Annotated in this window: 20 protein-coding genes; 8 read left to right on the plus strand and 12 right to left on the minus strand. The window is 73.2% G+C overall.

All coding sequences use genetic code 11. The features are described 5' to 3' along the window. Positions 1-26 precede the first annotated feature (26 nt). The 3 genes from AC067U_RS28170 to AC067U_RS28180 all read right to left on the minus strand — a co-directional run bounded on the left by AC067U_RS28170 (position 27) and on the right by AC067U_RS28180 (position 6,514). The gene (locus tag AC067U_RS28170) at positions 27-1,907 is read right to left on the minus strand and encodes an acetolactate synthase large subunit (RefSeq protein WP_478832581.1); all 1,881 of its coding nucleotides are present in this window, start codon (positions 1,905-1,907) and stop codon (positions 27-29) included. Between the two features lie 218 nt (positions 1,908-2,125). Continuing rightward, positions 2,126-5,050, minus strand: coding sequence for a putative bifunctional diguanylate cyclase/phosphodiesterase (locus tag AC067U_RS28175; protein WP_478832582.1), 2,925 nt, complete (start codon positions 5,048-5,050; stop codon positions 2,126-2,128). 516 nt (positions 5,051-5,566) lie between these two features. Next, positions 5,567-6,514, minus strand: a complete 948-nt coding sequence (locus AC067U_RS28180; protein ID WP_478832583.1) for a 2-hydroxyacid dehydrogenase — start codon at positions 6,512-6,514, stop codon at positions 5,567-5,569. A 74-nt stretch (positions 6,515-6,588) separates the two neighbouring features. Here AC067U_RS28180 and AC067U_RS28185 point away from each other — a divergent pair, with 74 nt between their 5' ends. The 3 genes from AC067U_RS28185 to AC067U_RS28195 all read left to right on the plus strand — a co-directional run bounded on the left by AC067U_RS28185 (position 6,589) and on the right by AC067U_RS28195 (position 9,927). After that, complete coding sequence (locus tag AC067U_RS28185) at positions 6,589-7,596, plus strand: aldo/keto reductase (RefSeq protein WP_478832584.1); 1,008 nt, start codon at positions 6,589-6,591, stop codon at positions 7,594-7,596. 930 nt (positions 7,597-8,526) lie between these two features. Then, positions 8,527-9,717, plus strand: coding sequence for a PQQ-dependent sugar dehydrogenase (locus tag AC067U_RS28190; protein WP_478832585.1), 1,191 nt, complete (start codon positions 8,527-8,529; stop codon positions 9,715-9,717). Between the two features lie 42 nt (positions 9,718-9,759). Next, on the plus strand, positions 9,760-9,927 hold the full coding sequence (locus AC067U_RS28195) for a DUF6191 domain-containing protein (protein ID WP_478832586.1): 168 nt from the start codon (positions 9,760-9,762) through the stop codon (positions 9,925-9,927). Here the strand turns inward: AC067U_RS28195 and AC067U_RS28200 are convergent. From AC067U_RS28200 to AC067U_RS28230, 7 genes are all read right to left on the minus strand, one after another. Then, complete coding sequence (locus AC067U_RS28200; RefSeq protein WP_478832645.1) at positions 9,914-12,943, minus strand: helix-turn-helix transcriptional regulator; 3,030 nt, start codon at positions 12,941-12,943, stop codon at positions 9,914-9,916. The two genes, AC067U_RS28195 and AC067U_RS28200, sit on opposite strands and share 14 nt — an antisense overlap. A 78-nt stretch (positions 12,944-13,021) precedes the next feature. Further along, complete coding sequence (locus AC067U_RS28205; RefSeq protein WP_478832587.1) at positions 13,022-13,204, minus strand: hypothetical protein; 183 nt, start codon at positions 13,202-13,204, stop codon at positions 13,022-13,024. A 260-nt stretch (positions 13,205-13,464) separates the two neighbouring features. Beyond that, the gene (locus AC067U_RS28210; RefSeq protein ID WP_478832588.1) at positions 13,465-14,010 is read right to left on the minus strand and encodes a GNAT family N-acetyltransferase; all 546 of its coding nucleotides are present in this window, start codon (positions 14,008-14,010) and stop codon (positions 13,465-13,467) included. A gap of 26 nt (positions 14,011-14,036) precedes the next feature. After that, positions 14,037-16,286, minus strand: coding sequence for an MMPL family transporter (locus AC067U_RS28215; protein ID WP_478832589.1), 2,250 nt, complete (start codon positions 16,284-16,286; stop codon positions 14,037-14,039). 153 nt (positions 16,287-16,439) lie between these two features. Beyond that, positions 16,440-16,916: a cupin domain-containing protein gene (locus AC067U_RS28220; RefSeq protein ID WP_478832590.1), complete on the minus strand. Its 477-nt coding sequence runs from the start codon at positions 16,914-16,916 to the stop codon at positions 16,440-16,442. Beyond that, the gene (locus AC067U_RS28225) at positions 16,913-17,698 is read right to left on the minus strand and encodes a DUF817 domain-containing protein (protein WP_478832646.1); all 786 of its coding nucleotides are present in this window, start codon (positions 17,696-17,698) and stop codon (positions 16,913-16,915) included. Before AC067U_RS28225 ends, AC067U_RS28220 begins: the two co-directional genes overlap by 4 nt. Positions 17,699-17,853: 155 nt before the next feature. Next, positions 17,854-18,597: a siderophore-interacting protein gene (locus AC067U_RS28230; protein ID WP_478832591.1), complete on the minus strand. Its 744-nt coding sequence runs from the start codon at positions 18,595-18,597 to the stop codon at positions 17,854-17,856. A gap of 79 nt (positions 18,598-18,676) precedes the next feature. Here AC067U_RS28230 and AC067U_RS28235 point away from each other — a divergent pair, with 79 nt between their 5' ends. Continuing rightward, the gene (locus AC067U_RS28235; RefSeq protein WP_478832592.1) at positions 18,677-20,782 is read left to right on the plus strand and encodes a penicillin acylase family protein; all 2,106 of its coding nucleotides are present in this window, start codon (positions 18,677-18,679) and stop codon (positions 20,780-20,782) included. After that, positions 20,779-21,390 (plus strand): GNAT family N-acetyltransferase, encoded by a 612-nt coding sequence (locus AC067U_RS28240; RefSeq protein ID WP_478832593.1) that lies wholly within the window; start codon positions 20,779-20,781, stop codon positions 21,388-21,390. The genes AC067U_RS28235 and AC067U_RS28240 overlap by 4 nt, the downstream gene beginning before the upstream one ends. Positions 21,391-21,614: 224 nt before the next feature. On the opposite strand, the gene AC067U_RS28245 is transcribed toward AC067U_RS28240, so the two are convergent. Together AC067U_RS28245 and AC067U_RS28250 are read right to left on the minus strand one after the other, a co-directional pair. Beyond that, positions 21,615-21,866, minus strand: a complete 252-nt coding sequence (locus AC067U_RS28245) for a type II toxin-antitoxin system RelE family toxin (RefSeq protein WP_478832594.1) — start codon at positions 21,864-21,866, stop codon at positions 21,615-21,617. Next, positions 21,863-22,117 (minus strand): type II toxin-antitoxin system Phd/YefM family antitoxin, encoded by a 255-nt coding sequence (locus AC067U_RS28250; RefSeq protein WP_478832595.1) that lies wholly within the window; start codon positions 22,115-22,117, stop codon positions 21,863-21,865. The genes AC067U_RS28245 and AC067U_RS28250 overlap by 4 nt, the downstream gene beginning before the upstream one ends. A gap of 191 nt (positions 22,118-22,308) precedes the next feature. On the opposite strand from AC067U_RS28250, the gene AC067U_RS28255 reads away from it, so the two are divergent. From AC067U_RS28255 to AC067U_RS28265, 3 genes are all read left to right on the plus strand, one after another. Continuing rightward, complete coding sequence (locus AC067U_RS28255) at positions 22,309-23,094, plus strand: helix-turn-helix domain-containing protein (protein ID WP_478832596.1); 786 nt, start codon at positions 22,309-22,311, stop codon at positions 23,092-23,094. Further along, positions 23,091-23,330 (plus strand): DUF397 domain-containing protein, encoded by a 240-nt coding sequence (locus AC067U_RS28260; RefSeq protein ID WP_478832597.1) that lies wholly within the window; start codon positions 23,091-23,093, stop codon positions 23,328-23,330. The genes AC067U_RS28255 and AC067U_RS28260 overlap by 4 nt, the downstream gene beginning before the upstream one ends. Before the next feature lie 85 nt (positions 23,331-23,415). Further along, on the plus strand, positions 23,416-25,551 hold the full coding sequence (locus tag AC067U_RS28265; protein WP_478832598.1) for a serine/threonine protein kinase: 2,136 nt from the start codon (positions 23,416-23,418) through the stop codon (positions 25,549-25,551). Positions 25,552-25,649 lie beyond the last annotated feature (98 nt).

Below are 25,649 nucleotides of genomic sequence, written 5' to 3' on the forward strand. Positions count from 1 at the left end.
CGTTCTCTCTCTCAGGCTCTCGGTGCTCAGTCGTCTTCGCCGTCGCCGAAGTCGGGGCGGACGCCCCGGGCGGCCATGACCTCGTCGTTGGAGGTGCCGGCGGCGACCATCGGCCACACCATGGCGTCCTCGTGGACGATGAAGTCGACCACGACCGGCCGGTCGTTGATCGCGTTGGCCTCGGCGATGACCTTGTCCAGGTCGGCCGGGTCCTCGCAGCGCAGCGCCACGCAGCCCATGGCCTCGGACAGCTTGACGAAGTCCGGGACGCGGGTGCCCATGCGGGGGGCGGCCGACTCGCCGAGCTGGGAGCCCACGGTGTCGTGGCCGGTCTCGCCCGCGTGCAGGACGGTGTTCGAGTACCGCTGGTTGTAGAACAGGGTCTGCCACTGGCGGACCATGCCCAGCGCACCGTTGTTGATGATCGCGATCTTGATCGGGATGTTGTTCAGGGCGCAGGTGGCCAGTTCCTGATTGGTCATCTGGAAGCAGCCGTCGCCGTCGATCGCCCAGACCGTGCGGTCCGGCATGCCGACCTTGGCGCCCATCGCGGCCGGGACCGCGTAGCCCATGGTTCCGGCGCCGCCGGAGTTCAGCCAGGTGCGGGGCTCCTCGTAGTTGACGAAGTGCGAGGCCCACATCTGGTGCTGGCCGACGCCGGCCGCGTAGATGGTGCCCTGCGGGGCGAGCTCGCCGATCCGCTGGATGACCTGCTGGGGCGAGAGGCTGCCGTCCTCGGGCAGGTCGTAGCCCAGCGGGTAGGTCTCCCGCCAGCGGTTGAGGTCCTTCCACCAGGCGGTGTAGTCGCCGGTGTTGCCGTCGTTGATCTCGGCCTGGACGGCCTGGATCAGGTCGGCGATGACCTCGCGGGCGTCGCCGACGATCGGGACGTCCACGGCGCGGTTCTTGCCGATCTCGGCCGGGTCGATGTCCGCGTGGATGACCTTGGCGAAGGGGGCGAAGCTGTCCAGCTTGCCGGTGACGCGGTCGTCGAAGCGGGTGCCGAGGGCGACCAGGAGGTCCGACTTCTGCAGGGCGGTGACGGCGGTGACGGCACCGTGCATGCCGGGCATGCCGACGTTCTGCGGGTGGCTGTCGGGGAAGGAGCCCAGGGCCATCAGGGTGGTGACGACCGGGACGTTGGTGAGCTCCGCGAGGACCTTCAGCTCGGCGGTGGCGCCGGCCTTCATCACTCCACCGCCGACGTAGAGCACCGGGCGCTTGGCCGCGGCGATCAGCTTGGCGGCCTCGCGGATCTGCTTGGCGTGCGGCTTGGTGACCGGCCGGTAACCGGGCAGGTCCTGGCTGGGCGGCCAGCTGAACGTGGTCTGCGCCTGCAGGGCGTCCTTGGCGATGTCCACCAGGACCGGGCCGGGACGGCCGGTGGAGGCGATGTGGAACGCCTCGGCGATGGTCTTGGCGATGTCATCGGCCTTGGTGACCAGGAAGTTGTGCTTGGTGATCGGCATGGTGATGCCGACGATGTCCGCCTCCTGGAAGGCGTCCGTGCCGATCGCCTTGGAGGAGACCTGGCCGGTGATCGCGACCAGCGGGACGGAGTCCATGTGGGCGTCGGCGATCGGGGTGACGAGGTTGGTGGCGCCCGGGCCGGAGGTGGCCATACAGACGCCGACCTTGCCGGTGGCCTGCGCGTAGCCGGTGGCGGCGTGGCCGGCCCCCTGCTCGTGGCGGACGAGGATGTGACGGACCTTCTTCGAGTCCATCATCGGGTCGTACGCGGGGAGGATGCAGCCGCCCGGGATTCCGAAGACCGTGTCGCACCCCACCTCTTCGAGAGCGCGAATGAGGGACTGCGCGCCCGTGACGTGCTCGATCGCAGCGGTCTGCTGTCCGCCGGTACGGGCCCGCGGCTGCGGATGGTGGGCCCCGGTGGCCTGCTCGGTCATCGGCAATCTCTTCTCGAAGCTGAGGGTTTTACGAGTGATTCGCGCATGCGCTGTGTGCCAGTGCAACAAAAAACCCCTCGTGCCGGCAGGCAAGCGAGGGGAGCGCGTCGGGTGCGTGGAGCGGGGACGTGTGGGTCCCGGTCTCAGCCGACGCGCTTTCCAAGTACGAGAATTCGGGTGCGCATGGCACAGACCCTCCCTCTGCCGGGAGGTCGGTGTCAAGTGGGTGGGACGGGCGTCTCATTATGTGAGCCTCTGTGGATGACCAGTGGACCCCCCAGCGAACCGCCGGCCAGGGCAGGCTGGGCCACCCCGCCCGGTACTGGAAACGTACTCCTCGCAAGGGCCCGGCGCAGCCGGTATTCGTCCAGGGGGCCGGAAAACGCCATTCCCTGGGCGTGGCTGCAGCCCATCGCGCGCAGGGCCAAGACCTGCTCCGGGAGGTCCACCCCGTCGGCCACCGATTGCATGCCCAGGTCATTTGCGATACGCAACAGACCGGCCGTGATCTTGTGCAGTCTGGCCGACTCCACCACGCCTTCGACCAGGCCCCGGTCCAGCTTGAGCACGTCCACCGGGAGCCGCCGCAGGGCGCTGATCGCGGCGTATCCGCTGCCGAAGCCGTCCAGGGCGATCCGTACGCCGAGCCGCCGCAGGGAGGCGAGGCGGCGCTCCAGGTCGTCGAAGGGGACCCGGGGGTCGGGCAGGGCCAGCTCCAGGACCAGCGCTCCCGGCGGCAGCCCGTGCCGGGTGAGCAGTGCCTCGACCGAGCCGGACGGGCCGGACCGCTCCAGCAGCCGCCGGCCGCTCATCCGGATCACCGCCGGGACGTCGTGCCCGGCCAGGTGCCGTTCGGCGGCCTGTTCCAGGGCGGTCTCCAGCAGCCGGCGGCCGAGCTCCGCGGCCCGGCCGGGCCCGCCGGGGATTCCGCCCCCGGCGGGCCCGGCCGTGCGGCCGGCGGGGGCCTCGGGTCCGGGCTCCTGGGATTCGGCCACCCGGAGCAGCTCGGCCGGGGTGAAGAGGATCCCCTGGGCCGAGCGCCAGCGGGGCTGGGCGGCGACCGCGGTGATCTCGCCGGTGGCCAGCGAGACCACGGGCTGGTGCAGCAGGGCGAACTCGCCCTCGTGCAGGGCGGTGCGGAACCGGCCGGCCGGTTCCGCCGCGCGGGTGTGCTCGGACTGCATCTGGGGGACGTACAGCTCGACCCGGTCCTTGCCGCCGGCCTTCGCCCGGTACATGGCCAGATCCGCGTTGCGCATCAGGTCCGAAGGGGTGATGCCGGGGTCGGCGAAGGCCACGCCGATGCTGGCGGCGACCCGGACCTCGTGGCCGGCGATCCGGTAGGGCCGGGAGAGGGTGGCGCGCAGCCTCTCGGCGATCTCGTGGACCTGGTACTCGCGGGCGTCCCGGTCGCGGCCGCCGTCGCCGAGGATGAGCGCGGCGAACTCGTCGCCGCCGAGCCGGGCGGCGGTGTCCCCGGCGCGCACCGAGTCCTGGAGCCGGCGGGCGGCCTCGACGAGCAGCTCGTCCCCGGCCTGGTGGCCGATGCTGTCGTTGACCGCCTTGAAGCCGTCCAGGTCGATGAAGAGCACGGCCGTGCTGTGGTCTCCGGCGCGGCGGCCGGTCAGGGCCTGGCGGACCCGGCGGGTGAACAGGGCCCGGTTGGGCAGGTCGGTCAGCGGGTCGTGCTCGGCGCTGTGCTGGAGCTGGGCCTGGAGCCGGACCCGTTCGGTGACGTCGCGGCTGTTGAGGATGAGTCCGCCCTGGTGGCGGTTGACGGTGGACTCCACGTTGAGCCATTCGCCGCTGCCGGACATGAAGCGGCATTCGATGCGGGTGGTGGGCTCCTCCGCGGGTGGGGCGGCCAGGAAGCGGCGGACCTCGTGGACCACGCGCCCGAGGTCGTCGGGGTGGATGAGATCGGAGAGCCGGGTGCCGACCAGCCTTTCCGCCTCGCGGCCGTAGACCCCGGCCGCAGCCGGGCTGACGTAGCACAGGGTGCCGGTGGGCGTGGCGATCATGATGACGTCGCTGGAGCCCTGGACCAGGGAGCGGAAGTGGTTCTCCTTCTGGGCCAGTTCCTGGGTGAGCGCGATGTTGTCGAGCAGCATGATGCCCTGGCGGACGACGAGCGCGAGGACCACGCTGCCGCCGGTGATCAGGGCCACCCGGTCGTCCCCCCGCGTCCCGTTGGCCACGTTGTAGTTGTAGAGGATGACCAGGGTGCAGACGGCGGCGGCGAGGTACGGCGTGAGGGCGGGGAGGGAGCCGGTGATGGGGCGCCGGCCGGCCCGGCGCGGGGCGTACGGGTACCCGCCGTGCGGGGGGCCGGGCGGGATGCGGCGGGCGCCCCAGGGCGCGTAGGCGAGGAGCAGCGATCCGGCGAACCAGCCGGCGTCGAGCAGGTGCCCGGACTCGTAGCCCACGCTGAACAGCGGGAAGGTGAACAGGGCGTCGCTGAGGACGGTCAGCGCGAGGGCCGCGAGGGCCATGTTCACCGCGGAGCGGCTGGCCGCGGACCGGCGGAAGTGCAGGACCAGGACCATCGAGACGAGCGCGATGTCCAGCATCGGGTAGGCGAGTTTGACCGCCACGGGCAGGACGCTGCCGGGAGAGACGGACTGGGCGTCCATCGCGGCCTTCTGGAGGGCGAGGCTCCAGGCGAGGGTGAAGAGGGAGCCTCCGATGAGCCAGGAGTCCAGGGCGAGGCAGACCCAGCCGGCCCGGGTCACCGGGCGCTTGGCGAGGACGAGCAGGCCGACGATGGCGGGCGGGGCGAAGCAGAGGAAGGCGAAGTCGGCCAGGGAGGGCTTCGGAACCTCCTGGCCGAGCACGACCTCGTACCAGCCCCAGACGGCGTTGCCGGAGGCGGCCATGAAGGACGAGAAGGCGAACAGCAGCCAGACGGGGCGGTCGCGGTTGCCCACCGCGCGGCCGTACTGGTAGCAGGACACGGCGGCGAGCAGGGCGGCGACGCTCAGCCCGAAGTCGCCCATGAAGGCGGCGAGTTGTTCCGACCCCCAGCCGAGGCCGGCACCGACGGTGTAGCCCGCGATGACCGCGGCGAGGAGGAGCTGGGCCGCGACCCCCCGGCCGCCGCTCCGGTCCGGCGGCGGGGCCAGGAGGGCCCCGGGGGCGCTCATCCGTCCCCCTCGGACGCCGCCCTCCGGGCCTGCCGCGTCCCCGCCGGGGCGGATGTCGCGGGCGGCCCGGGGGGACCGGTCCTGCCTGCCGGTCCGGCCGGTGCGGCCGGGCGGGGTGGTCGGTCCGGACCGGGCCGGGCGGCCGAGCGGCTCCGGCCCGCCGGGCCGCCCCTGGCCCCTGCGTGGGTCCGGCCTGCCGCATGGGTCCGGCCTGCCGCATGGGTCCGGTACGCCGAGTGGCTCCGGCCTGACTGCCTGGCTGAATTCGGCGCACACAAGCGTCGCCTCCGGCGGCTCTGCCGCGTCGGATCCTTCGTCCATTGGCCGTGCATCGCCCGTCGCCCCCCAAACTGTCCGATCACTCCCCAGCGCCATACGTTCACGGCGCAGCCCCTTGTTCCGGACGATACACCACTTTCGTCACTCAGGGACAGGGCGGTTGTACGCTCCGTCACCAACGGCAGCGTTGTGGACACCGAGCGCACGCGAACAGGTACGGAGAGTGCACGTTCGGGCTCATTCCGTGATCAGTACGGTGTTTTCGAGGGACTCCCCCTTGGCGAACAGGGTGAGCTGCCGGGCCAGCAGACGGCGGGCCCGGGGCAGGAACGCCGAGCTGCTGCCGCCGACATGAGGCGTGATCAGGACACCGGGGGCGTGCCAGAGCGGGTGTCCCTCGGGCAGGGGTTCGGGATCGGTGACGTCCAGGGCCGCGCGCAGCCGGCCCGACTCCAGTTCGGCGAGCAGGGCGGCGGTGTCGGCCACCGGCCCGCGGGCCACGTTCACCAGCAGCGCCCCGTCCTTCATGCGGGCGAGGAAGCCGGCGTCCGCGAGCCCCTCGGTCTCCTCGGTGAGCGGGGTGGCGAGGATGACCACGTCGGCCCCGGGCAGCAGGGCGGGCAGTTCGGTGAAGGCGTGCACGGGGCCGCGGTCGGTGGTGCGGGCGGAGCGGGCGACCCGGGTGATCCGGCCGCACTCGAAGGGCGCGAGCCGGTCCTCGATGGCCGCGCCGATGGCCCCGTACCCCACGAGCAGGACGGACTTGTCGGCGAGCGCCTCGTAGAAGCCGCCGCGCCACTCCTCGCGGTCCTGGCCGCGGACCATGCCGGGGATGCCGCGGAGCGAGGCGAGGACCAGGGTGAGGGCCAGTTCGGCGGTGCTGGCGTCGTGCACCCCGCGGGCGTTGCAGAGCCGTACGCCGGGGTGGAGGGCGTCGAGGCCGCCGAGGACGTGGTCGATGCCCGCGGTGAGGGTCTGGACGACCTGGAGCCGGGGCATCCGGGGGAACGGACGGACGCTGACCGCCGGGGACTTCATGTAGGGGGTGACGTAGAAGACGCAGTCCGCCGGGTCGGCCGGGAACGCGTCCCCGCCGTCCCACAGGCGGTAGCGGAAGGAGTCGGGCAGGCCGTCGATGTCCTCGGCCGGGTACGGCAGCCAGACCTCTGGGGTGGGTGAACTCATGATCGGGAGGCTATGCCAAGCCGTCGCGATCAAGCCGTTACTTTTGGGGGTGCGAGACGGAGGGGGGCGCACGGGTGGAGCGCAGGTCAATCGGGGCGGCGGCGCTGGCGGTGGGCGCGATCGGACTCGGCTGCATGCCGATGAGCTGGGCGTACGCCGCCTCGCAACGGGACGGGACGCGGTCCGTGGCGGCCGTGCACGCGGCGCTCGACCGGGGGTCGAGCCTGCTCGACACCGCCGACGTGTACGGGCCGTTCACCAACGAGCTGCTGGTGGGGCGGGTGCTGCGGGAGCGGCGGGCCGATGCCTTCGTGTCCACCAAGGCGGGGCTGCGGGCGGGCGACCAGCACGTGGTGGCCAACGGGCGGCCCAGTTACATACGGCGGGCCTGCGACGCCTCGCTGCGGCGGCTGCAGACGGACGTGATCGACCTGTACCAGCTGCACCGGGTGGACCCGGAGGTCCCGGTGGAGGAGACCTGGGGGGCGATGGCGGAGCTGGTGGGGGCCGGGAAGGTGCGGGCCCTGGGGTTCTGCGCGGTGGGCGCGGGTGCCGGGCCGGGTGCGGGCCGGCGCGGGGACCGGTCGTACGCGCTGACGATCCGGCACCTGGAGCGGGTGCAGCAGGTGTTCCCGGTGAGCGCGGTGCAGGCGGAGCTGTCGGTGTGGTCGCCGGAGGCGGCCTGGCACCTGCTGCCGTGGTGCGCGGCGCGCGGGGTGGGCTTCCTGGCGGCGATGCCGCTGGGCAGCGGCTTCCTGACCGGCACGCTGACGCCGGGGCAGGGCTTCGAGGCGGACGACGCGCGGGCCCGGCACCCGCGGTTCACCGCGTACGCGATGGCGGCGAACCAGGTGCTCGTGGCCGGGCTGCGGCGGGTGGCGGAGCGGCACGGCCCGCAGGTCACGGCGGCGCAGGTGGCGCTGGCCTGGGTGCTGGCCCAGGGCCCGCAGGTCGTTCCCGTGCCGGGCGCGGGGCGGGCGGAATGGGCGGCGGAGAACGCTGCGGCGGCGGAGGTCATGCTGACGGCGGCGGATCTGGCGGAAATCGCGGCGCTGCCTTTGGCCGTCGGAGCGTGGGACTAGGCGTCCGGCCTTGGCGGGGCGGTGTGCCGCGCGTCCGGCGCGCCGGTCCGTGCCGTCGTGCGGGCGGGCGCACCCTATCCCGCCGCCGCGGGAATGTCGGCCGTTGCCACGGCCGTGGGTCGGGCGCGCCGGCCCCGTCCGGCCGGCCGTGGGACGGGTGTGCCGGCCCCGTCCGGCCGGCCGGTGGGGCGGGCGTACCGGACCCGTCCGGCCAGCCGTGTGGGCAGGCGTGCCGCAGGGCGGCACGGGTGGGCACACGGCACCCCGGTCCCGCGAGGGCTCGCGCAGCCACCCTCCGCCCCGGTCCGGCTGCGGTTCGGACCCCGTCCGGACGGAGCTGCGCGCATGGCGGTGCCGGGTCCGGCGAAGCCACCGCCCTGGCCGGGCGGCGCTGGGGCCGGAGCCGGGCCATGGCTTCGGTGGGGCCGGAGCGCAGCCCGCTGGGCGGCGTTCCGGTGTGCCCACCCGTTCCGCCCTGCGGAACGCCTGCCCACACCTCCGGCGGAGGTGCCCACCGGGGCGGGAGGGCCGAGCCCTGCGGAACGCCTGCCCACACCTCGGCGGAGGGGCCCGCCCGCACCGCGGCGGAGGGGCGCCTGCCCACACCCTCGGCGGAGCCGCCCCACCCGCGCGGGAGGGCACAGCCCTGCGGAACGCCTGCCCACACCTCGGCGGAGGGGCCCGCCCGCACCTCGGCGGAGGGGCGCCTGCCCACACCCTCGGCGGAGCCGCCCCACCGGGACGGGAGGGCACAGCCCTGCGGAACGCCCGCCCACACCTCGGCGGAGGCCCGCCCACACCTCGGAGGAGACGCCCCACCGGGGCGGGAGGGCGCAGCGATGCGGAACGGATGCCCGGACTTCGGTGTGCTGAGGGACGATGGTCCACACCGGAACCGGCGGGTTCCGTGGAGCGGAAGGGAGCAGGGGGATGGGGAACGGTACGGCGCGGGGCGCGGTGGTGGCCGCGGCGCTCGCGGGGTGCGGGGTGCTGCTGGTGGCGGGGTGTTCGCCGGCGGGACCCGGTGGCGCCGCCCCGGCCACGGCCTCGGCCGGGGCTCCGGTGAAGGGGACGCCCCCGGCGAATCCCTCCGCGTCCGCTTCGCCCACGCCCTCCGGGCCGCCGGCGAAGGGTTCGGTCACGGTGACCGGGGAGGTGGCCAAGGGCCTGGAGTCCCCGTGGGGCGTGGCCCCGCTGCCGGACGGTGACCTGCTGGTCGCCTCGCGGGACAAGGGGACGATCAGCCGGGTGGACACCGCGACCGGCACGACCACGGTGGTCGGCGAGGTACCGGGGGTGGACCCCGGCGGCGAGGGCGGCCTGCTGGGCCTGGCGCTGTCCCCGTCGTTCGCGAGCGACCGCATGGTGTACGCGTACTTCACCACGGCCTCCGACAACCGGATCGCCCGGCTGCGCTACGACGAGCAGCGGTCGCCGGGTGAGCAACTGGGTGCTCCGGACACGGTGTTCCGGGGCATCCCGAAGGGCTCCGTGCACAACGGCGGCCGGATCGCGTTCGGCCCGGACAAGATGCTCTACGCGGGAACCGGCGAGACCGGCGACACCGGGCTCGCCCAGGACAAGAAGTCGCTGGGCGGCAAGATCCTGCGGATGACCCCGGACGGCGAGCCGGTGCACGGCAATCCGGAGGCGGACTCCGTCGTGTACTCCTACGGGCACCGGAACGTGCAGGGGCTGGCCTGGGACAAGGACCGGCGGCTGTGGGCGGCCGAGTTCGGGCAGCACACCTGGGACGAGGTGAACCTGATCGAGCCCGGCGGGAACTACGGCTGGCCGGACGCCGAGGGGAAGGCCGGCAAGCCCGGGTACAAGGACCCGGTGGCGCAGTGGCGCACGGACGAGGCCTCCCCGAGCGGGCTCGCCTGGGCGGAGGGCTCCCTGTGGATGGCCGGCCTGAAGGGCGAGCGGCTGTGGCGGCTCCCCCTTTCCGGGACGGCGCCGGTGGCGGAGCCGGAGGCGTTCCTCACCGGGAAGTACGGCCGGCTGCGGACGGTGGTCCCGCTGGGCGGCGACAAGCTCCTGCTCGTGACGAGCGAGACGGACGGGCGGGGTTCCCCGGAGCCGGGCGACGACCGCATTCTGACCTTGACGGTGCGGTGACCGGCACGGCCCCGGGCCGGGGCGGGACGGAGGACGGGCACGGTGTTCGACACGCTCAACGAACTGTTCAACCCGGGGCGCAGGCACTCTGACGAGGAACGCAAGCGGCTGGAGCTCACCCGGGTCGACCTGAACGACGGCGACCCGGGGCGGGGTCCCATAGACCTGGACTCCGGGAAGGTGCGTATCCGCCTCGTCAGACCGGGGTGAAGAGGCGGAGGCGGTGGGCCAGGGCGGCGGCCTCGCCACGGCCGGAGACGCCCAGCTTGGCGAGGATGTTGGAGACGTGGACGCTGGCCGTCTTCGGTGAGATGAAGAGTTCCTCCGCGATCTGGCGGTTGCTGTGGCCGGCCGCGACCAGGCGCAGGACGTCCCGTTCGCGGCTGGTCAGGCCCAGTGCCTCGGCCGGGTCGGTCTCCGTGGCAGGACGGCCGGTGTCCGGAGCCGGCTCGGTGAGCGGGATACGGGCGCGCTGGGCGAGCAGGGCCAGGTCCTCGCGGAGGAGGCGCGCGCCGAGCCGGTCGGCTTCGGCGTGGGCCTCGCGCAGGAGCACGGCCGCCCGGTCCCGCCCGCCGCCGGAGGCGAGGAGTGCCTCGCCGAGCCGGTGTCGGGCCCGGGCCAGCAGGTACGGACGGTCCAGCGGGCGGATGGCCGCCTCGACCGCCGTCCAGTCCGCCGTCGTGTCCCCGCCCTCGGCGCGGAGGAGTTCCGCGCGTACGTACTCCGCGTGGGCCTGCCAGAGCGGGAACGGGGTGGCCAGGCGCCGCGCGGCGGACCGGATGAGGTCGATCGCGCCGGCGCGGCCGGAGTCCGCGGCGGGCAGGCCGCGGGCGTCCGCCTCCGCCGTCGCCGCGGCGAGCAGCAACGGCCAGGCGTAGCGGTGGTGGGCCAGCGGGAAGCCGTGGCCGACCGCGTCGGCGAGCTCCGCGCGGACTTCGGCCAGCCGTCCCTCCCCGGCCGCCACGCCCACCGCGAGGCGGTGCAGCGGGATGCGGTACTGGGGCTGCAGATCGTGGTCGCCGAAGCTCCGGTGGGCGGCGGCGAGCTGGTTCGCGGCCTCGGTGAGTTCGCCGCGGGCCAGCGCCAGGTAGGACAGGCGGGCGAAGGCCATGCCTCGCGGGGCCGCGCTCTGGCCGACCCGGAGGGTACGCCGGGCGGCCTCGGCGGCCTCCTCCCATCGGCCGAGGCTGTACAGGGTCTCGGCCATGTTGCCGCGGACCCACGCCTCGGTGTCCAGCAGACGGGACCGGGCGACCAGTTCCACACCGGCGACGGCCACGTCCAGGGCTTCACGGGACCGGCCGTGGCTCTCCAGCTGGGAGGTGAGGTTGATGTAGGCGCGTCCGGCCAGGCTGGTCAGGCCCAGGGCGGTGGCCTGCTCCTTGACGGCGTGCAGTTCGGCGAACCCGGCCCCGGGGTCGCCCGCGTCGGTGAGCAGGGAGCCCACGGTGATCCGGGCGTTGAGCTCGGTCTCCTCCGCTCCGACCATGCGGGCGTACTCGGCGGCGCGTTCGGCTGCCGCGAGGTTGTCGGGGCCGGGGTTGTGGAGCATGCCCCACCCGGCCGCGCGGACCAGGACCTCGGCGTGCACCTGGGACGGGGGCAGGCCCTTGACCAGGTCCTGGGCGGTGCCGAGTTCCTTCCAGCCGTCGCCGCGGGCGAGGCTGGCGACCAGCCGGGACCGTTCGGTCCAGAACCAGGCGGCGCGCAGCAGGTCCAGGTCGGCGGTGGCCCCTTCCAGGGAGCGCAGCGCGGTCTTGGTGTGCTTCATGGCGCGTTCGCGTTCGCCGCCGAAGCGGGCGGCGACGGTGGCCTCGGCCAGCAGGTCGAGGCGCTGCAGCGGGGTGGCGGGGTCACAGCCGCAGGGAGGGTACGCCTCGGTGTAGGCCGCCGGGCGCAGGGCGTCGCGGACCTCGTCGGGGGTGCTGTCCCACAGGTCGAGGGCGCGTTCGAGCAGGCTGAGCTGTTCGGTGTACGCGTGCCTGCGGCGGGCGGCGACGGAGGCGTCGAGGGCGGCGGGCAGGGCCTTGGCCGGGTCGTTCGCGCTGTACCAGTAGCTGGCGAGGCGGATGGTCCGCTCCTCGGCGCGGACGAGGGTGTCGTCGGCCTCCAGGGCCTCGGCGTAGCGGCGGTTGACCCGGGCGCGTTCGCCGGGCAGCAGGTCGTCGCTGACGGCCTCGCGGACCAGGGAGTGGCGGAACCGGTAGCCGTCGCCGTCGGGGGTGGCGAGCAGGATGTTGGCTCCGACGGCGGCCCGGAGCGCGTCGATCAGTTCGTCCTCGGTGAGCCGGGAGACGGCGAGCAGCAGCGGGTACTCGACGGTGGAGCCGCCCTCGGCGACGATCCGGACGACCTTCTGGGCGGCGTCCGGGAGCACCTCCACGCGGACCAGAAGCAGGTCGCGGAGGGATTCGGTCAGGCCGGTGCGGCAGCCGTTCTCCATGGAGGCGACGAGTTCCTCGACGAAGAAGGCGTTGCCGTCGGAGCGGTCGAAGACGGTGTCGACGAAGGACTCGTCGGGTTCGGAGGAGAGGATGCCGACGACCTGGCGGCGGACCTCGGCGCGGTTGAAGCGGGGCAGCTCGACGCGCTGCACGGTGCGCAGCCGGTCGAGTTCGGCGAGCAGCGGGCGCAGCGGGTGGCGGCGGTGGATGTCGTCGGCGCGGTAGGTGGCGACGATGACCAGGCGGCCGCCGGCGATGCTGCGGAAGAGGTAGGCCAGCAGGTGCCGGGTGGAGGTGTCGGCCCAGTGGAGGTCCTCCAGCACGAGGACGACGGTGCGGTCGGCGGCCAGGCGTTCCAGCAGGCGGGCGGTCAGCTCGAAGAGCCGGTGGGTGCTCTCCTCGTCGTGCGGGCCGCGGGGGGTCTCGCCGAGTTCGGGGAGGATCCGGGCCAGCTCGTCCTCCTGGCCGGCGGCCGCGGCGGCGAGTTCCCCGGGCAGTCGGCGGCGCAGTGCGCGCAGTGCGGTGGAAAAGGGGGCGAAGGGAAGTCCCTCCGCCCCTATCTCGACGCATCCGCCGACGGCGACGACGGCGTCCCGCCGGGTCGCCTCGGCCACGAACTCCTCGATGAGCCGGGTCTTCCCGACTCCGGCCTCACCGGCTATGAGCAGGGCCTGCGGCTCCGGGCCGGCGGCCCGGCCCAGTGCCTCGGTGAGAACGGCCAGTTCGTCGGCGCGGCCGACGAACACCGGGCTGACGGATCTGGTCTCCACGCCGCCGAGCATCGCACATGCGTGCCGCTCGGACGTATGGGGTTTCGCTTCGCTCGTCATGGCGTGTCAGGTCGCGCGCTGCGGGCGCGGTCACGCGACCCGGACGAAGCGGCTGCGCCGCTCCCTCACCTGCCCTTCGGGTTCCTGGCCGTGCGAGGAGCGGTCGGCCTCGGCCGCCTGCCGGGCCTGACGGGCCTGACGGGCCTGGCGGTAGTCGGCGGCCTGGCGGAGGAGCTCGGCGTGGCGGGCGGCGGCGATCTCGCTGGTGAACATCTCGTTCTCCCTGGTGGGTTCCGGTCTTCTCGGGCACCTCGTTCGGTGTGATCCAAGAATCCCGTCCCAGGGGGTGCCGGCACATCGGGTGCATGCCGCATCTCCAGGCGCCGGGGGACCTTAGGCGCGGGCCCGCGGTCCCCGGCACCGCCTAAGGCGTCGCCCGGCACGGCTTAGGGGGACCCGCAGGCCTTAGGCCGAGCCTGCCCTCAGGGGGCACCGGTCCTCAGGAGGCACCGCTCCCCAGGGGGCACCGGCCCTCAGGAGGCACGCCACTCGCGGGCCAGCAGCGACCAGACCTCGGTGTCCTGGCGGACCCCGCGGTGCAGGTGGTTCTCGCGCATGACGCCCTCGCGGGTGAAGCCCAGGCGTTCGGCGACGGCGATGCTCTTCTTGTTGGCGGAGGCGACGTGCCACTCCACCCGGTGCATGCCGCGGACGTTGACCGCCCAGTCGATCAGGACCCGGCAGGCCTTGGTGACCAGGCCCCGGCCGGCCCCGGCGGGCTCCAGCCAGCAGCCGACCTCGCAGTTGCCGGCCGCGGCGTCGAAGGCGGGGAAGAGGACCCCGCCGACGAGGGTGCCCTCCAGCCGGATGCCGTAGAGGCGGACGCCGTCGTCGGCGGCCTTCGCGGCGTTGGCGCCGAGCATCTTGCGGGTGGATTCCAGGTCGGTGGCCCGGTCCGGGAAGGGTACGTACTGGCCGATGAACTCGCGCCCGCGGTCCATGTGGGCGAGGAACTCCTCGGCGTGCCACACCTCCAGCGGGAACAGCTGGGCGTCGTCGGCCAGGTCTATCGAGAACACGCGGGCTCCTTACGGCTGGTCACCGGTCAGCGGGAAACGGCCGCCGGACGGTTGTCCTCGTTCGGCCGCTGCGCGGGCAGTGTCGCATGCGGCGGCTCCTCGGGCGGCTCAATGCTGATCTTGGGCAGGATCCGGTCGAGCCAGCCGGGCAGCCACCAGTTGGCCCGGCCGAGCAGGTGCATCAGCGCCGGGACGAGCAGGGTGCGCAGCACGAAGGCGTCCAGGGCCACGGCGGCGGCCAGCGCGATGCCGAACATCGCGATCAGCCGGTCGCCGCTGAGCACGAAGGCGAGGAAGACGGAGATCATGATGACGGCGGCGGAGTTGATCACCCGGCTGGTCTCGGCCAGGCCGACCCGGACGGCGCGCCGGTTGTCCCCGGTCTCCAGCCATTCCTCGTACATCCGGCTGACCAGGAAGACCTGGTAGTCCATGGACAGGCCGAAGAGCACCGACACCATGATCACGGGCAGGAAGGGCTCGATCGGTCCGGCGCTGCCCAGGCCCATCGGCTCGCTGCCCCAGCCCCACTGGAAGACGGCGACGACCACGCCGAAGGAGGAGACCACGGCGGCGACGTTCATGGCGGCGGCCTTGAGGGGGATCCCGACGGACCGGAAGGCGAGCAGCAGCAGGACGCAGCCGAGCGTGATCACCACGCCGACGAAGAGCGGCAGCTTGCCGACGATGACCTCGGCGAAGTCGTCGTAACCGGCGGTCACCCCGCCGACGTACAGCTCGGTGCCGCCCTCTTCGAGCGGGGGGACGACCTCGTGGCGCAGCCGGTCGACCAGGTCGCTGGTGTCCTTGGACTGCGGGGAGGAGTCAGGTACGACGGTCAGGACGGCGGTGTCCCCGGCGGGGCTGACCAGGGGGCGGGTGACCGCGGCGACGCCGTCGGTGCCGCGCAGGGTCTCGGCGAGGCGGTCGAGGGCGGCCCGGTCGAGGCGGGCCGGGCCGTCGCCGCCGTCACCGTGACCGCCCTCGCGGTGGGCGACCAGCGCGAGCGGGCCGTTCATGCCGGGGCCGAACCCCTGCGCGAGAAGGTCGTAGGCCTGCCGGGTGGTGGAGCCGGCCGGGTTGTTGCCCTGGTCGGAGGTGCCGAGGTGGAGGGAGAGGGTGGGCAGGGCGAGCACCGCCATGACCACGGCGGCGACGGCGCCGAGCAGCTTGGGACGGCGTTCCACGAAGGCCGACCAGCGGGCGGCGAAGCCGGTGGGGAGTTCGGGCCGCGGGCCCTCCTCGGCGAGCACGCGGCGTTCCCGGCGGGACAGGGCGCGCAGGCCGATGTACGAGAGGAGGGCGGGCAGCAGGGTGACCGAGGCGGCGACGGTGAGGACCACGGTCAGGGAGGCGGCGATGGCCACGCCGTTGAGGAAGTTCAGCCGGAGGACCAGCATGCCGAGCAGGGCGATGCACACGGTGGCGCCGGCGAAGACCACGGCACGGCCGGTGGTCGCGACCGCGCCCGCGGCCGCTTCCGCCACGGGGAGTCCGCGTTTGAGGCCCTTGCGGTGCCGGGTGACGATGAACAGCGCGTAGTCGATGCCGACGCCGAGGCCGATGAGGGTGCCCAGCATGGGGGCGAAGTCGGCGACGGACATGGCGTGCCCGAGCAGGGTGATGCCGGCGTAGGCGGTGCCGACGCCGACCAGGGCGGTGGCGATGGGCAGCAGGCTGGCGGCGAGCGATCCGAAGGCGAGGAAGAGGACGACGGCCGCGACGGCCACGCCTATGGCCTCGGCGAGGTGCGAGGTGGGGGCCTCGGTGAGGCCGACGGCGCGGCCGCCGAGTTCCACCTGGAGCCCGTCCGCCTCGGTGACCGGGTTCTTGGCGGCGTCGACGACGGCCTGGGCCTGGTTCCTGGGGACCGCGTCGGCCTGCCGGTCGAAGGTGACCACGGCGTAGGCGGTGCGCCCGTCGGGGCTGATCTGGCCGGTGCCGTCGGGCCGGTAGGGGCTGGTGACGGCGCCCACGCCGGGGAGCGCGGCGATGGTGTCGAGGGCGCGGCCCATCCGCTGTTCGACGGCGGGGGTGCGGGCGGTCTGGCCGGGCGGGGTGTGCCAGACGACGGTGTCGGTGTCGCCGCCCTGGCCGGGGAAACCGGCCCGGAGCAGGTCGCCGGCCTTGCCGGACTCGGTGCCGGGGACCTGGTAGTCGTTGGAGAAGGCCGCTCCGGCGCCGGCGGCGGCCGCGGCGGTGCCGCCCAGCGCGAGCAGCCAGATCAGGACGGCGACGAGACGGTGCCGCATGCACCACCGAGCGAATGCTGCCAACGGAACGTGCTCTCCCTGGTGGTTCGGATCTTCACCGGGGGACAGCCCGACGCAGAACGCATGAACGCATGTGCCTCCGGAGGGTCGCCCCGGATGGTCTCCACCGACACGATCGCAGCGATTCGTGATCGTTGGCCCGTTTCGTGGGCATCGTCACAGGGTCCGGCCGGTATCGGGGATCTTGTCCGTGGAGTCCTCGTCCGCGGAGTCCTCGTCCGCGGGGCGCCTGTCCGCGGGGCGCCTGTCCGCGGGGTCCCTGTCCGCGGGGACCTTGTATCCGGGGAGGGAGGGCCAGCGGACGGTGAGGACGACGGTGTCCTCCTCCGCGTACCAGGAGTGGTCGACCCCGCGGCCCCAGACGACGTAGTCGCCCTGTTCGCCGAGGACGACCGTACGGCCCGGGAACTCCAGCCGGAAGCGTCCGCTGATCAGCACCTGGAGCGCGGTCCGCGCCTCGCCCCTGACCCACTGCGCCCGTTCGTCGCCCTTGGCGTGCACTCCCCACTTGATCTCAACGTCGGTGCTGTGCCGCGGGTCACCGGGCTCCTTGAAGTGGCCGAGCAGCCAGCCGTGGTCCAGGGCCGCGTCGGGGGCGGCGCGGCCCGTGTAAATGGTGTCGCCGTCGTTCATGCCGTGAGGCTAGTGGTGAGGGCGGTCGCGCGGGTGGGGCGGACCACCCGGGCGGCGATCACGAAGGTCACGGAGATCAGCAGCGCCCAGGCGCCGAACTTGGCGAGCGGGACGGGCTGCCAGCCGTCGAGCTGGTCCGGGTAGCTCCACGCCCCGGCGTAGGTCGCCGCGTTCTCCGCGACCCAGAGGAAGAAGCCGATCAGTACGAAGGCCAGGGCGAGGGGCATCCGGTAGCGGACGGCGCCGACCGTGTAGCCGACCCCGGTCCCCCACAGGACGGCCAGCAGCAGGGCCGCCAGCACCCAGCGGGCGTCGGGCAGCCAGTGGTGGGTGAAGAAGTTGAGGTAGACGGCGGCGGCCAGGACGGCCATCAGCCGGGGCCGGTAGCCGGTCAGCGCGAGGTCCAGCAGCCGCCAGGCCCGGCACACGTAGCTGCCGACGGCGGCGTAGAGGAAGCCGCCGTAGAGCGGAACACCAGCGATCTTGGTGACGGCGTCCTCCGGGTAGCTCCAGGAGCCCAGCTGCACCTTGACCAGCTCGAAGACCAGCCCGATCAGGTGGCAGAGGGTGATCACGGCGGTGTCGCGGGCACTGTCCCAGCCCACCTTGCGGGCGAACGCCGTCAGGCCGATCCCGTAGAGCAGGATCAGGTCGTAGCGGGCCACCGGGAGTTCGGGGAGCAGTGCCGAGACACCGATCCCCGCCACCAGGGCGACGGCGAACGCGCAGCAGCGGGCCTGGAGCAGCCCGAACCGCCAGAGCTGCCCGGCGGCGGGGCCGATCGAGGACCCGAACGAGGACCCGAACGAGGACCCGATCGACGACCTGAACGATGAACCGATCGATTTGAGCGCGTTCAAAGATCGCATCATGTCCGGTCAGACGACCGGGAAGGGGTGCGCGGTTGCGCTCGGCCCGGGAGGGCGGTCCGCGCCCGTCAGGCCTCCGTGTCGCGCCAGTACCCCATGCTGTCGATCCGCTGCTTGGGCAGGGCCAGGTCCTTGCGCAGCCATGTGGTCAGGGTGCGGGTGGTGGCGGTGTCGCAGGCCAGCCAGACGTACGCCGAGGCCGGGTCCGGAGCCAGCTCCGGCAGTTCGGCCTTGACCCGCTCGACCAGCGCCGTGCCGCCGCCCTGCCGGGCGATCCGCCGGATCTCGTGCCGGGCCGGGTCCAGCCGCACCGGGAGGTCCGCGTCCGAGGCGTGCTGGGTCTCGAACCAGATGGTGGCCGGGGTCTCCGGGAAGGCGCCCAGGAGGGAGTTGATGGCCGGCAGCGAAGCCGGGTCACCGATGAGCAGCAGCCGCTCGGGGGCCGGCGCGGGCGCGCTGAAGCCGGTGCCCTGCACGGTGGCCTCGATCGTGGCGCCGGGCTGCGCGGTGCGCGCCCAGCGGCTCGCCACCCCGTCGTGCAGGGCGAACTCCAGCGAGAAGGTGCCGGCGGTGCGGTCCGGGTCGACCAGGGTGTAGGCGCGCTGGTGCGGCTTGCCCTCGTTCTCGAACCACAGGCGCACCCACATGGTCGGGTGCAGCGACTCCCCCGCCGCCTCCAGCAGGCCGCCGTCGGTGAAGTGCACCCGGCGGAAGTCCGCCGTGACGTCCTCCGCCCCGGTCACCGTGAAGGTGAAGTCCTTGCCCCGCAGCAGTTTGAGGACGACCCCCTCCCACCCCTTGCCGACGCCCATGCCCGTCCTCCCCTTCGTCGAGACCCCGCACGCGGGGCCATATAGTTAGGCCAGCCTAACCTAATGCACTCGGGGAGCAGTGAGCGGTGTGAGCAGTGAGAACAACGTGACCGACAGGGACTTCGAGGTGTTCCGGGACGCCCACGGCATCCCGCACCTGCGGGCCTCGGACGAGCTCAGCCTCCTCCATGCCCAGGGCCGCACCACCGCCCTGGACCGGGCCTGGCAGCTGGAGGTCGAGCGGCACCGTTCGCAGGGCTCCACCGCCGCCTTCCTCGGCCCGGAGGCCGTGGACTGGGACGTGTTCGCCCGCCGGGTCCGTCTCGACGACACCGCCCGCCGCTGCTGGGAGGCCCTGGACGAGGACACCGCCGCCTGGGTGCGCGCGTACGTCGACGGCGTCAACGAGGGCCTTCCGCTCGGCGCCGCCCGCGACCCGCGGTTCGCGGACACCGGCCTCGTCCCCACCCCGTGGGAGCCCTGGGTGCCGCTCGGCATCTGGCTGTCCGCGCACATCCTGTTCGCCGGCTTCCCCACCAAGCTGTGGCGCGAGCGGGTCGCCCGCGTCCTCGGCGAGGAGGCGGTGGACCTGTTCGCCACCGACGGCCCCGGCACCTCGGGCAGCAACGGCTGGCTGGTGCCCGGCGACCGTACGGCCACGGGCGCTGCGATCATCGCGGGCGACCCGCACCGGTTCATCGAGGACCCGGGCATCTACCAGCAGATCCGCCTCTCCTGCCCCGACTACGACGTGGTCGGCATCGCGGTCCCCGGCATCCCCGGCCTTGCCCACTTCGGCCACACCGGCTCCGCCGCCTGGGCCATCACCAACGCCATGGCCGACTACCACGACCTCTACACCGAGGAGCTGCACCGGGAGGGCGAGGGGGACGGCTGCACCGTCACCGCGCGCGGCGCCGACGGCACCTGGGAGCCGGTCGCCCGCCACACCGAGACCATCGCCGTCAGAGGCGCCGAGGACGTCATGGTCGAGGTGCTGGAGACGGCCCGCGGCCCGGTCGTCGTCCGGGCCGGCGAGGACGGCGCCGACGCCGACCTGAGCCTGCGCTACCCGCCGCGGGTCCGCGCCGACCTGGGCTTCGCCGTCCTGCCCGCCCTGCTGCGCGCCCGTACGGTCGCCGACCTCGACCGCGCCCTGGACGGCTGGGCCGAGCCGGTCAACGTGGTGCACGCCGCCGACACCGAGGGCGGCCTGCTGCACCGCGTCGCGGGGGCGGTCCCGCTGCGCGACCGCGCGAACCGGCTGCGCCCGGTGCCCGGCTGGGACCCGCAGTACGCCTGGCAGGGCTGGGCGGAGACCACCGAGGAACCCGTGCAGGGCTTCGCGGTGATGGCCAACGCCCGTGGCATCGCCTCCCCGTTCGGCGTGGAGTTCGCACCCCCGCACCGGGCGAACCGGATCCGCGAGGTGCTCAGCGGCTCCGCCGACTGGACGGCACCGGCCATGGCCGACGTCCACCGGGACACCCACCTGGCCTCCGCCGCGCCGCTGCTGGCCCTGCTGCCGGAACTCGACGGCCTCTCCCCCGAGGCTGCCGCCCTGCGCGACCGGCTGCTCGGCTGGGACCGGCACATGGCCGCCGACAGCACCGAGGCGACCCTCTTCGCCGCCTTCCGTACGGCGGCGACCCGCGCCATCGCCGCCGACCCGGTCTTCGCCGGCCTGGCGAGCCCGCCGACCGGCCCCTCCGTGCTCCACGCCTGGCAGTTCCTCGTCCCCAAGACCGGCTACGCGCTGGAGGGCCTGCTCACCACGGGCCTGCTGCCGGAGCTCGACCGGGCGGCACACGTACGGACGGCCCTGGAGGAGACGGCGAAGGCGACGGCCGGCACCCCGGACACCCCCTGGTCGGAGGTCCACCGGCTGGCCCCCTGGCAGGCGGTCCCGGACCCGGAGGCCACCTGGCCCGGCCTCGGGGGCGACCACGACTGCGTCAACGCCACCTCGTCCGTCCCGGGCGTCACGGACCTCACCGCCCGCGCCTCGGCGGCCCGTTACGTGTGGGACCTGGCCCGGCGCGAGGACAGCCTGTGGGTGGTCCCGCTGGGCGCCGACGGCGTCCCCGGCACCCCCCACCACCGCGACCAGCTCCCGCACTGGGCGCGGGGCGCACTCGTACCGGTCGTCACCGACTGGAACAAGCTCACGAAGGAATACGCATGAGAACCGACTCCCCCGCCGCTCCCCGCGCCGACGTGCACGTGGAGACCATCGAGGACTTCGGCACCCTCCGCTTCACCCCCGTCGACCCGGCTGCCGACTCCGCCGTGCTCCACTCCTGGGTGAGCGAGGAGCGCGCGAAGTTCTGGGGCATGAACGGCGTCAGCCGCGAGCTGGTCCAGGAGATCTACGAGGACGTCGACCGCCGCACCACCCACCACGCCTTCATGGTCCGGCTGGACGGCGTGCCCGTGGCACTGTTCCAGACCTACCAGCCGGAGGAGGACCGGGTGAGCGAGTGCTACGAGGTCCGGGAGGGCGACATCGGCATCCACCTGATGCTGGCGCCGGTCGACGGCCGGCCGCGCCCGGGCTTCAGCCGCACCCTGGTCGGGGCACTGATCCGCTTCACCTTCCGCGACCCGGCGATCCGGCGCGCGGTGGCGGAGCCCGACGCCGCCAACGCCAAGGCGCTGGCCCTGCTGGGCCGGATCGGCTTCGTCCCGCAGGGCGAGATCACCCTCCCGGAGATCGACCTCCCCGAGGTCTACCTCCCGGAGAAGCGCGCCGTGCTGGCCTTCCTGGACCGGCCGGCCGAGCTCAGCGCGTAGGCGCTCGGCGCTTCCGCTCGGCGCCCGGGAGGTACCCGGTGGGAGCAGTTCCGCGTGCCGGGCACCGGGGGCCGTGTCGGCCGGCTCGCGCTGGAGCGCTACCGACACGAGCCGGTCCCCGGCCGTCACGATGACGAGCGCCGGTACGCCGATCCGCTCCGCGTGGGAACGGGCATGCCGATGGGCCGGGCCACGGTCGCTCCGGCCCATCGTTGCCGCAGGCGTCAGCCGAGGCGGCCGACGTGGATGACCACGATGGTGACCGCGGCCTCGGTGATCTCGTACATGACCCGATAGCGCCCGACGTGCATTCGCCGCAGGTCCGGAGAGCCATAGGGGGTGCTGACTTCCGGCCGGGGCTGGTCGGCGAGCAGGTCGACCGCGTCCATCAGCTGGCGTAGCCCGTCGGGGTCGTCCTTGAGGAACCGGGCGGCCGCGTCGATGGCGGCCTCGTCCCAGGTGATCGCGTACGTCACCCACGCTCCAGTCCGAGCCTGGCACGGACGTCATCGTGCGGCGCGGCCACGGCGGTGCCTGCGGCCTGGCGCTCGCGGTACTGGGCCAGAGCCAGGGCGTCCTCAAGGTCGGCGAGCTCCTGAGGGTTTATGAGGACGGCCGCCGGCTGGCCGTGGTCGGTGATGGTGATGCGTTCACGGGCATGGGACGCACGGCGCACCAGCGACCCAAACTTCGCCCTCGCCTCGGTGATCGGCAGTGTCTCACTCATGTACAGAACTGTACAGTTCCCGCGCTGTCCTCGCCATCGGCGGGAGCAGGCGATCCGCTATTTTCCTAGCGTGCGCTACAGAACTATTCTTGTACGGGTGATGTACGGGTCGACGGAGCGTCAGTACGTGACGGCGGGGGCATGGGTCACGCATGCGTCACACGAACAGGCCCCAGCGGAACGCGTCTTGGATGGTCATCGGCGCGTTGCACGGGCAGCTCCGCAAGAAGGCTGGCTACACGCAGGGACGGCTGGCCGAGCTGCTCCACGTCGACATGGAGACGGTGGCCTCCATCGAGCAGGGACGCCGGCTCCTCCAGCCGAGGCTCGCCGCGCAGCTGGACGAGCTGCTGGAGACCGGCGGACTGCTCTCGGCATCCCTGGCGAAGGTGCCGGTGCGGGAGCGATATCCGGCATTCGCACGGGAGTTCATCGAGCACGAGCGGGAGGCGCTGAGCCTGCTCTGGTACGAGAATCATGTTGTTCCTGGACTGCTCCAGACCCAGGAGTACGCCGCAGCCGTGTTCAGTTGCGTCTATCCGCCATTGGCAGCCGAAGAGACCGCCCAGAGGATCGCGGCTCGACTGGACCGCCAGGCCATTCTGCAACGCGAGCCCTCGCCTCCGATCGTGCACGCGATCATCGAGGAAGTGGTCCTGCGCCGCCCGATCGGAGGTCCGGCGGTGTTGCGCGGACAAGTCGAGTACCTGCGAGAGATCGCCGAACTCCCGCATCTAGGGCTGCAGATCATGCCTACAGGCGTCGAGACTCACGCCGCCCTGGATGGCCCGATGATCCTGCTCCAGACCCCTGACCACGAGCCACTCGCCTATCTGGAAGGGCAGCGATCGAGCTACCTGCAGGACGATCCCGACGAGGTCCATGTACTCCACCTCAAGTATGGGATGCTGCGTTCTCAGGCCCTGTCCGTCGAGGACAGCAAGGGCCTGCTGGACGACCTGCTAGGAGAGTCATGATGCGCGCGCTGGCCTGGTTCAAGTCGAGCTACAGCAGTGGCGAAGGCGGCGCCTGCATCGAAGTCGCCTATGACTGGCGGAAGTCGAGCTATAGCGGTAGCGAAGGCGGCGCCTGCGTCGAGGTAGCCGCCCACCCGTCCGCCGTGCACGTCAGGGACTCCAAGGCCGGTGACGCGGGCCCCGTCCTCACGGTCTCTCCCGCATGTTGGACGGCCTTCGTGCACGCGAACACCTGACGCGGATTGACCTCCCCCCGCCCCACCCGCCAAGCTGATCGCCCATCACATCAGTGGCGCTGGGGGGACATTGGCCGGCCAGGACTTGCACATCGGACCGGACTCCGCACCGGACCGCTACCGGTTACTCCGGTCGATCGGGCGCGGCGGCGAGGCCGTGCTCTACCTCGCGGAGATCGAGCTGGCCGGCGGGGCGGAACCGGTCGTCGTGAAGGTGCTCGACTCGAAGACGACGATCACGCCCGACGTCTTCGGGCGGGCCAGCCAGAAGTGGAACGAGCAGGCCGAACTGCTGCGGTTCGTGCACCGGCCCGGGGTGGTCGGGGTCCGCGAGCACTTCGAGGGGCCGCCGATCCACCGGAAGGGCGAGGGGGACACGCTCAGCGGGCGGGCCCTGGTGCTCGTCATGAACCACGTCGACGGGCTGGACCTGCGGGACTGGCGGGCCGAACGGAGCCTGGCGACTCCCGCCGAGCGTCGTGAGGTCATGCGGACGCTGGAGCAGCTGGCGGACGTCCTGGACTGGCTGCACTCGGGGCGGGCCACGCCGTCCGGGCGGACCGTGATCCACGGTGACCTCTCCCCCGGCAACGTGATGGTGGACGAGCACGGCCAGGCCACGCTGGTGGACTTCGGGCTGTCCAAGCTGACCGCCGACCACCAGACGGCCGAGGTGTGGTTCACGCCGGGGTACGCGGCGCCCGAGGTGTTCGAGGGGAAGCGGACGCCCGGCACGGACCGGTACGCGTTCGGCGCCATCGCCTACTTCCTGCTGAGCGGGGAGTCCCCGCCGCCCGCGCCGGGGCAGCTTGCGGCGGCGTTCACCGGGCTGCCGCAGATCGCCGTCCTGGACGAGGAGCGGCGCGCACGGATCGTGGAGATCTGCGCCTCCGACCCGGGGGAGCGCACGCCGAGCCTGGCGTCCTGGATGAAGGACCTCCGGCACGCGGTCGTCTCCACGACCACGTCGAGCACCACCTCACGTCCCGTGGCGGACGCGGTGCCGCCCGGCTTCGTCCCGCCGCCTCCGGCTTCCGCGCCCCGCGTGCCGCCGATGCCCGCGGGGCTGCCGGTCGAGACCCCGAAGCCGCCCGCGTCCGCCCCGGCTGCGGCACCGACAGCGCCTCCCGTCGCCCCGCCGACCGTGAACCCGCCGGTCGTCCCGCCGACCACGCCGCCGCCGGTGGCCCCCGTGCAGCCGCAGGCCGCCCCGGCCCAGGCGGCACCCGCCGCGCCCGCGGCGGAGGCGTCCGGGCCCACCGTCTCGCGGGAGCAGGCACCTCCGGCCGCCGCGCAGGCGCAGGCACCCGCACCCGCGCCCGCGCCGTCGGCTCCCGCTGCACCCGCGCCGGCACCCTCGGCCCCGGCCGGGTTCGGGCCGCCGGTGAGCGGATCGCCGTACGGGCCCGCGTCCTCCTCGCCGTACCCGCCCACCTACGGCTCCGGCCCGGGCGGGCCGTCGGGTCCCACCGCCGCGCCCGCCTCCGCGAACACGCCGACCACCCCGGTCGCACAGGTCGCCGCGACGGAGCCGAAGCCGAAGAAGAAGCGCGGCAAGCTGATCCTGGCCTCGGCCCTCGCGGTGCTGCTGGTCGCGGCGGGCGCGGTGGCCGCAGCCGCGGTGCTGTCGGACCGGGACAAGGACAAGGAAGCGGCCGACACCGGGAACAAGGGGGCGGCACCGGCCACGAGCTCGGCCCCGCAGACCCCGGGCTCCGCCACCCCCTCGCCGACTCCCGAACCCTCGGACACCGCCTCGGAGGGGCCCGCCACGGGCTCGCCCGCACCCAGCGGGTCGGGCAGCGGCTCCCCGGCCCCGATCGCGCCCGGTACCAAGGTGGCCGATCTGACGGTGATGACCACCATCGCGGGGCTCGACGAGTTCGAGATCGCGCCCGCCAAGCTCAACACCACCCGGTACAGCGCCGCGTTCATCGCCAAGCCGGACTGCTACGACGGCGCGTACACGGAGTTCGACCTGAACAAGGAGTGGAAGAGCCTGGAGTTCATCGCGGGGATCGACGACGGGTCCAACCACGAGCAGGGGCGGATCAGCATCTCGCTGGACGACAGGCCCGCCGACTTCGCCGAACTCGTCGAACTCGGCAAGCCGATCACCAAGACCATCGACGTGACGGGCGCCCTGCGGCTGCGCGTGAAGGTGGAGAAGGGCTGCAACAACGGCGTCGTCGTGATCGCCAACCCCCAGCTCAAGCGCTGAGCGGCGGAGCGCCGTCGGCCGTGGCCGGAGCACGGGCCTCTTCCACCGTCTGGTGGAATGTCCGTGCCCACTACCGTTCAGGCGGACGCACGGGCAGC

Source organism: Streptomyces sp. NPDC043853 (assembly GCF_056436025.1).

Bases quoted from the DNA above. Each gene is read 5' to 3' on its own strand.
- AC067U_RS28200 (WP_478832645.1), bottom strand. From the start codon at position 12,943: ATGCTCGGCGGCGTGGAGACCAGATCCGTCAGCCCGGTGTTCGTCGGC.
- AC067U_RS28170 (WP_478832581.1), bottom strand. From the start codon at position 1,907: ATGACCGAGCAGGCCACCGGGGCCCACCATCCGCAGCCGCGGGCCCGT.
- AC067U_RS28230 (WP_478832591.1), bottom strand. From the start codon at position 18,597: ATGGGCGTCGGCAAGGGGTGGGAGGGGGTCGTCCTCAAACTGCTGCGG.
- AC067U_RS28205 (WP_478832587.1), bottom strand. From the start codon at position 13,204: ATGTTCACCAGCGAGATCGCCGCCGCCCGCCACGCCGAGCTCCTCCGC.
- AC067U_RS28255 (WP_478832596.1), top strand. From the start codon at position 22,309: ATGGTCATCGGCGCGTTGCACGGGCAGCTCCGCAAGAAGGCTGGCTAC.
- AC067U_RS28260 (WP_478832597.1), top strand. From the start codon at position 23,091: ATGATGCGCGCGCTGGCCTGGTTCAAGTCGAGCTACAGCAGTGGCGAA.
- AC067U_RS28190 (WP_478832585.1), top strand. From the start codon at position 8,527: ATGGGGAACGGTACGGCGCGGGGCGCGGTGGTGGCCGCGGCGCTCGCG.
- AC067U_RS28180 (WP_478832583.1), bottom strand. From the start codon at position 6,514: ATGAGTTCACCCACCCCAGAGGTCTGGCTGCCGTACCCGGCCGAGGAC.
- AC067U_RS28240 (WP_478832593.1), top strand. From the start codon at position 20,779: ATGAGAACCGACTCCCCCGCCGCTCCCCGCGCCGACGTGCACGTGGAG.
- AC067U_RS28250 (WP_478832595.1), bottom strand. From the start codon at position 22,117: ATGAGTGAGACACTGCCGATCACCGAGGCGAGGGCGAAGTTTGGGTCG.
- AC067U_RS28175 (WP_478832582.1), bottom strand. From the start codon at position 5,050: ATGAGCGCCCCCGGGGCCCTCCTGGCCCCGCCGCCGGACCGGAGCGGC.
- AC067U_RS28220 (WP_478832590.1), bottom strand. From the start codon at position 16,916: ATGAACGACGGCGACACCATTTACACGGGCCGCGCCGCCCCCGACGCG.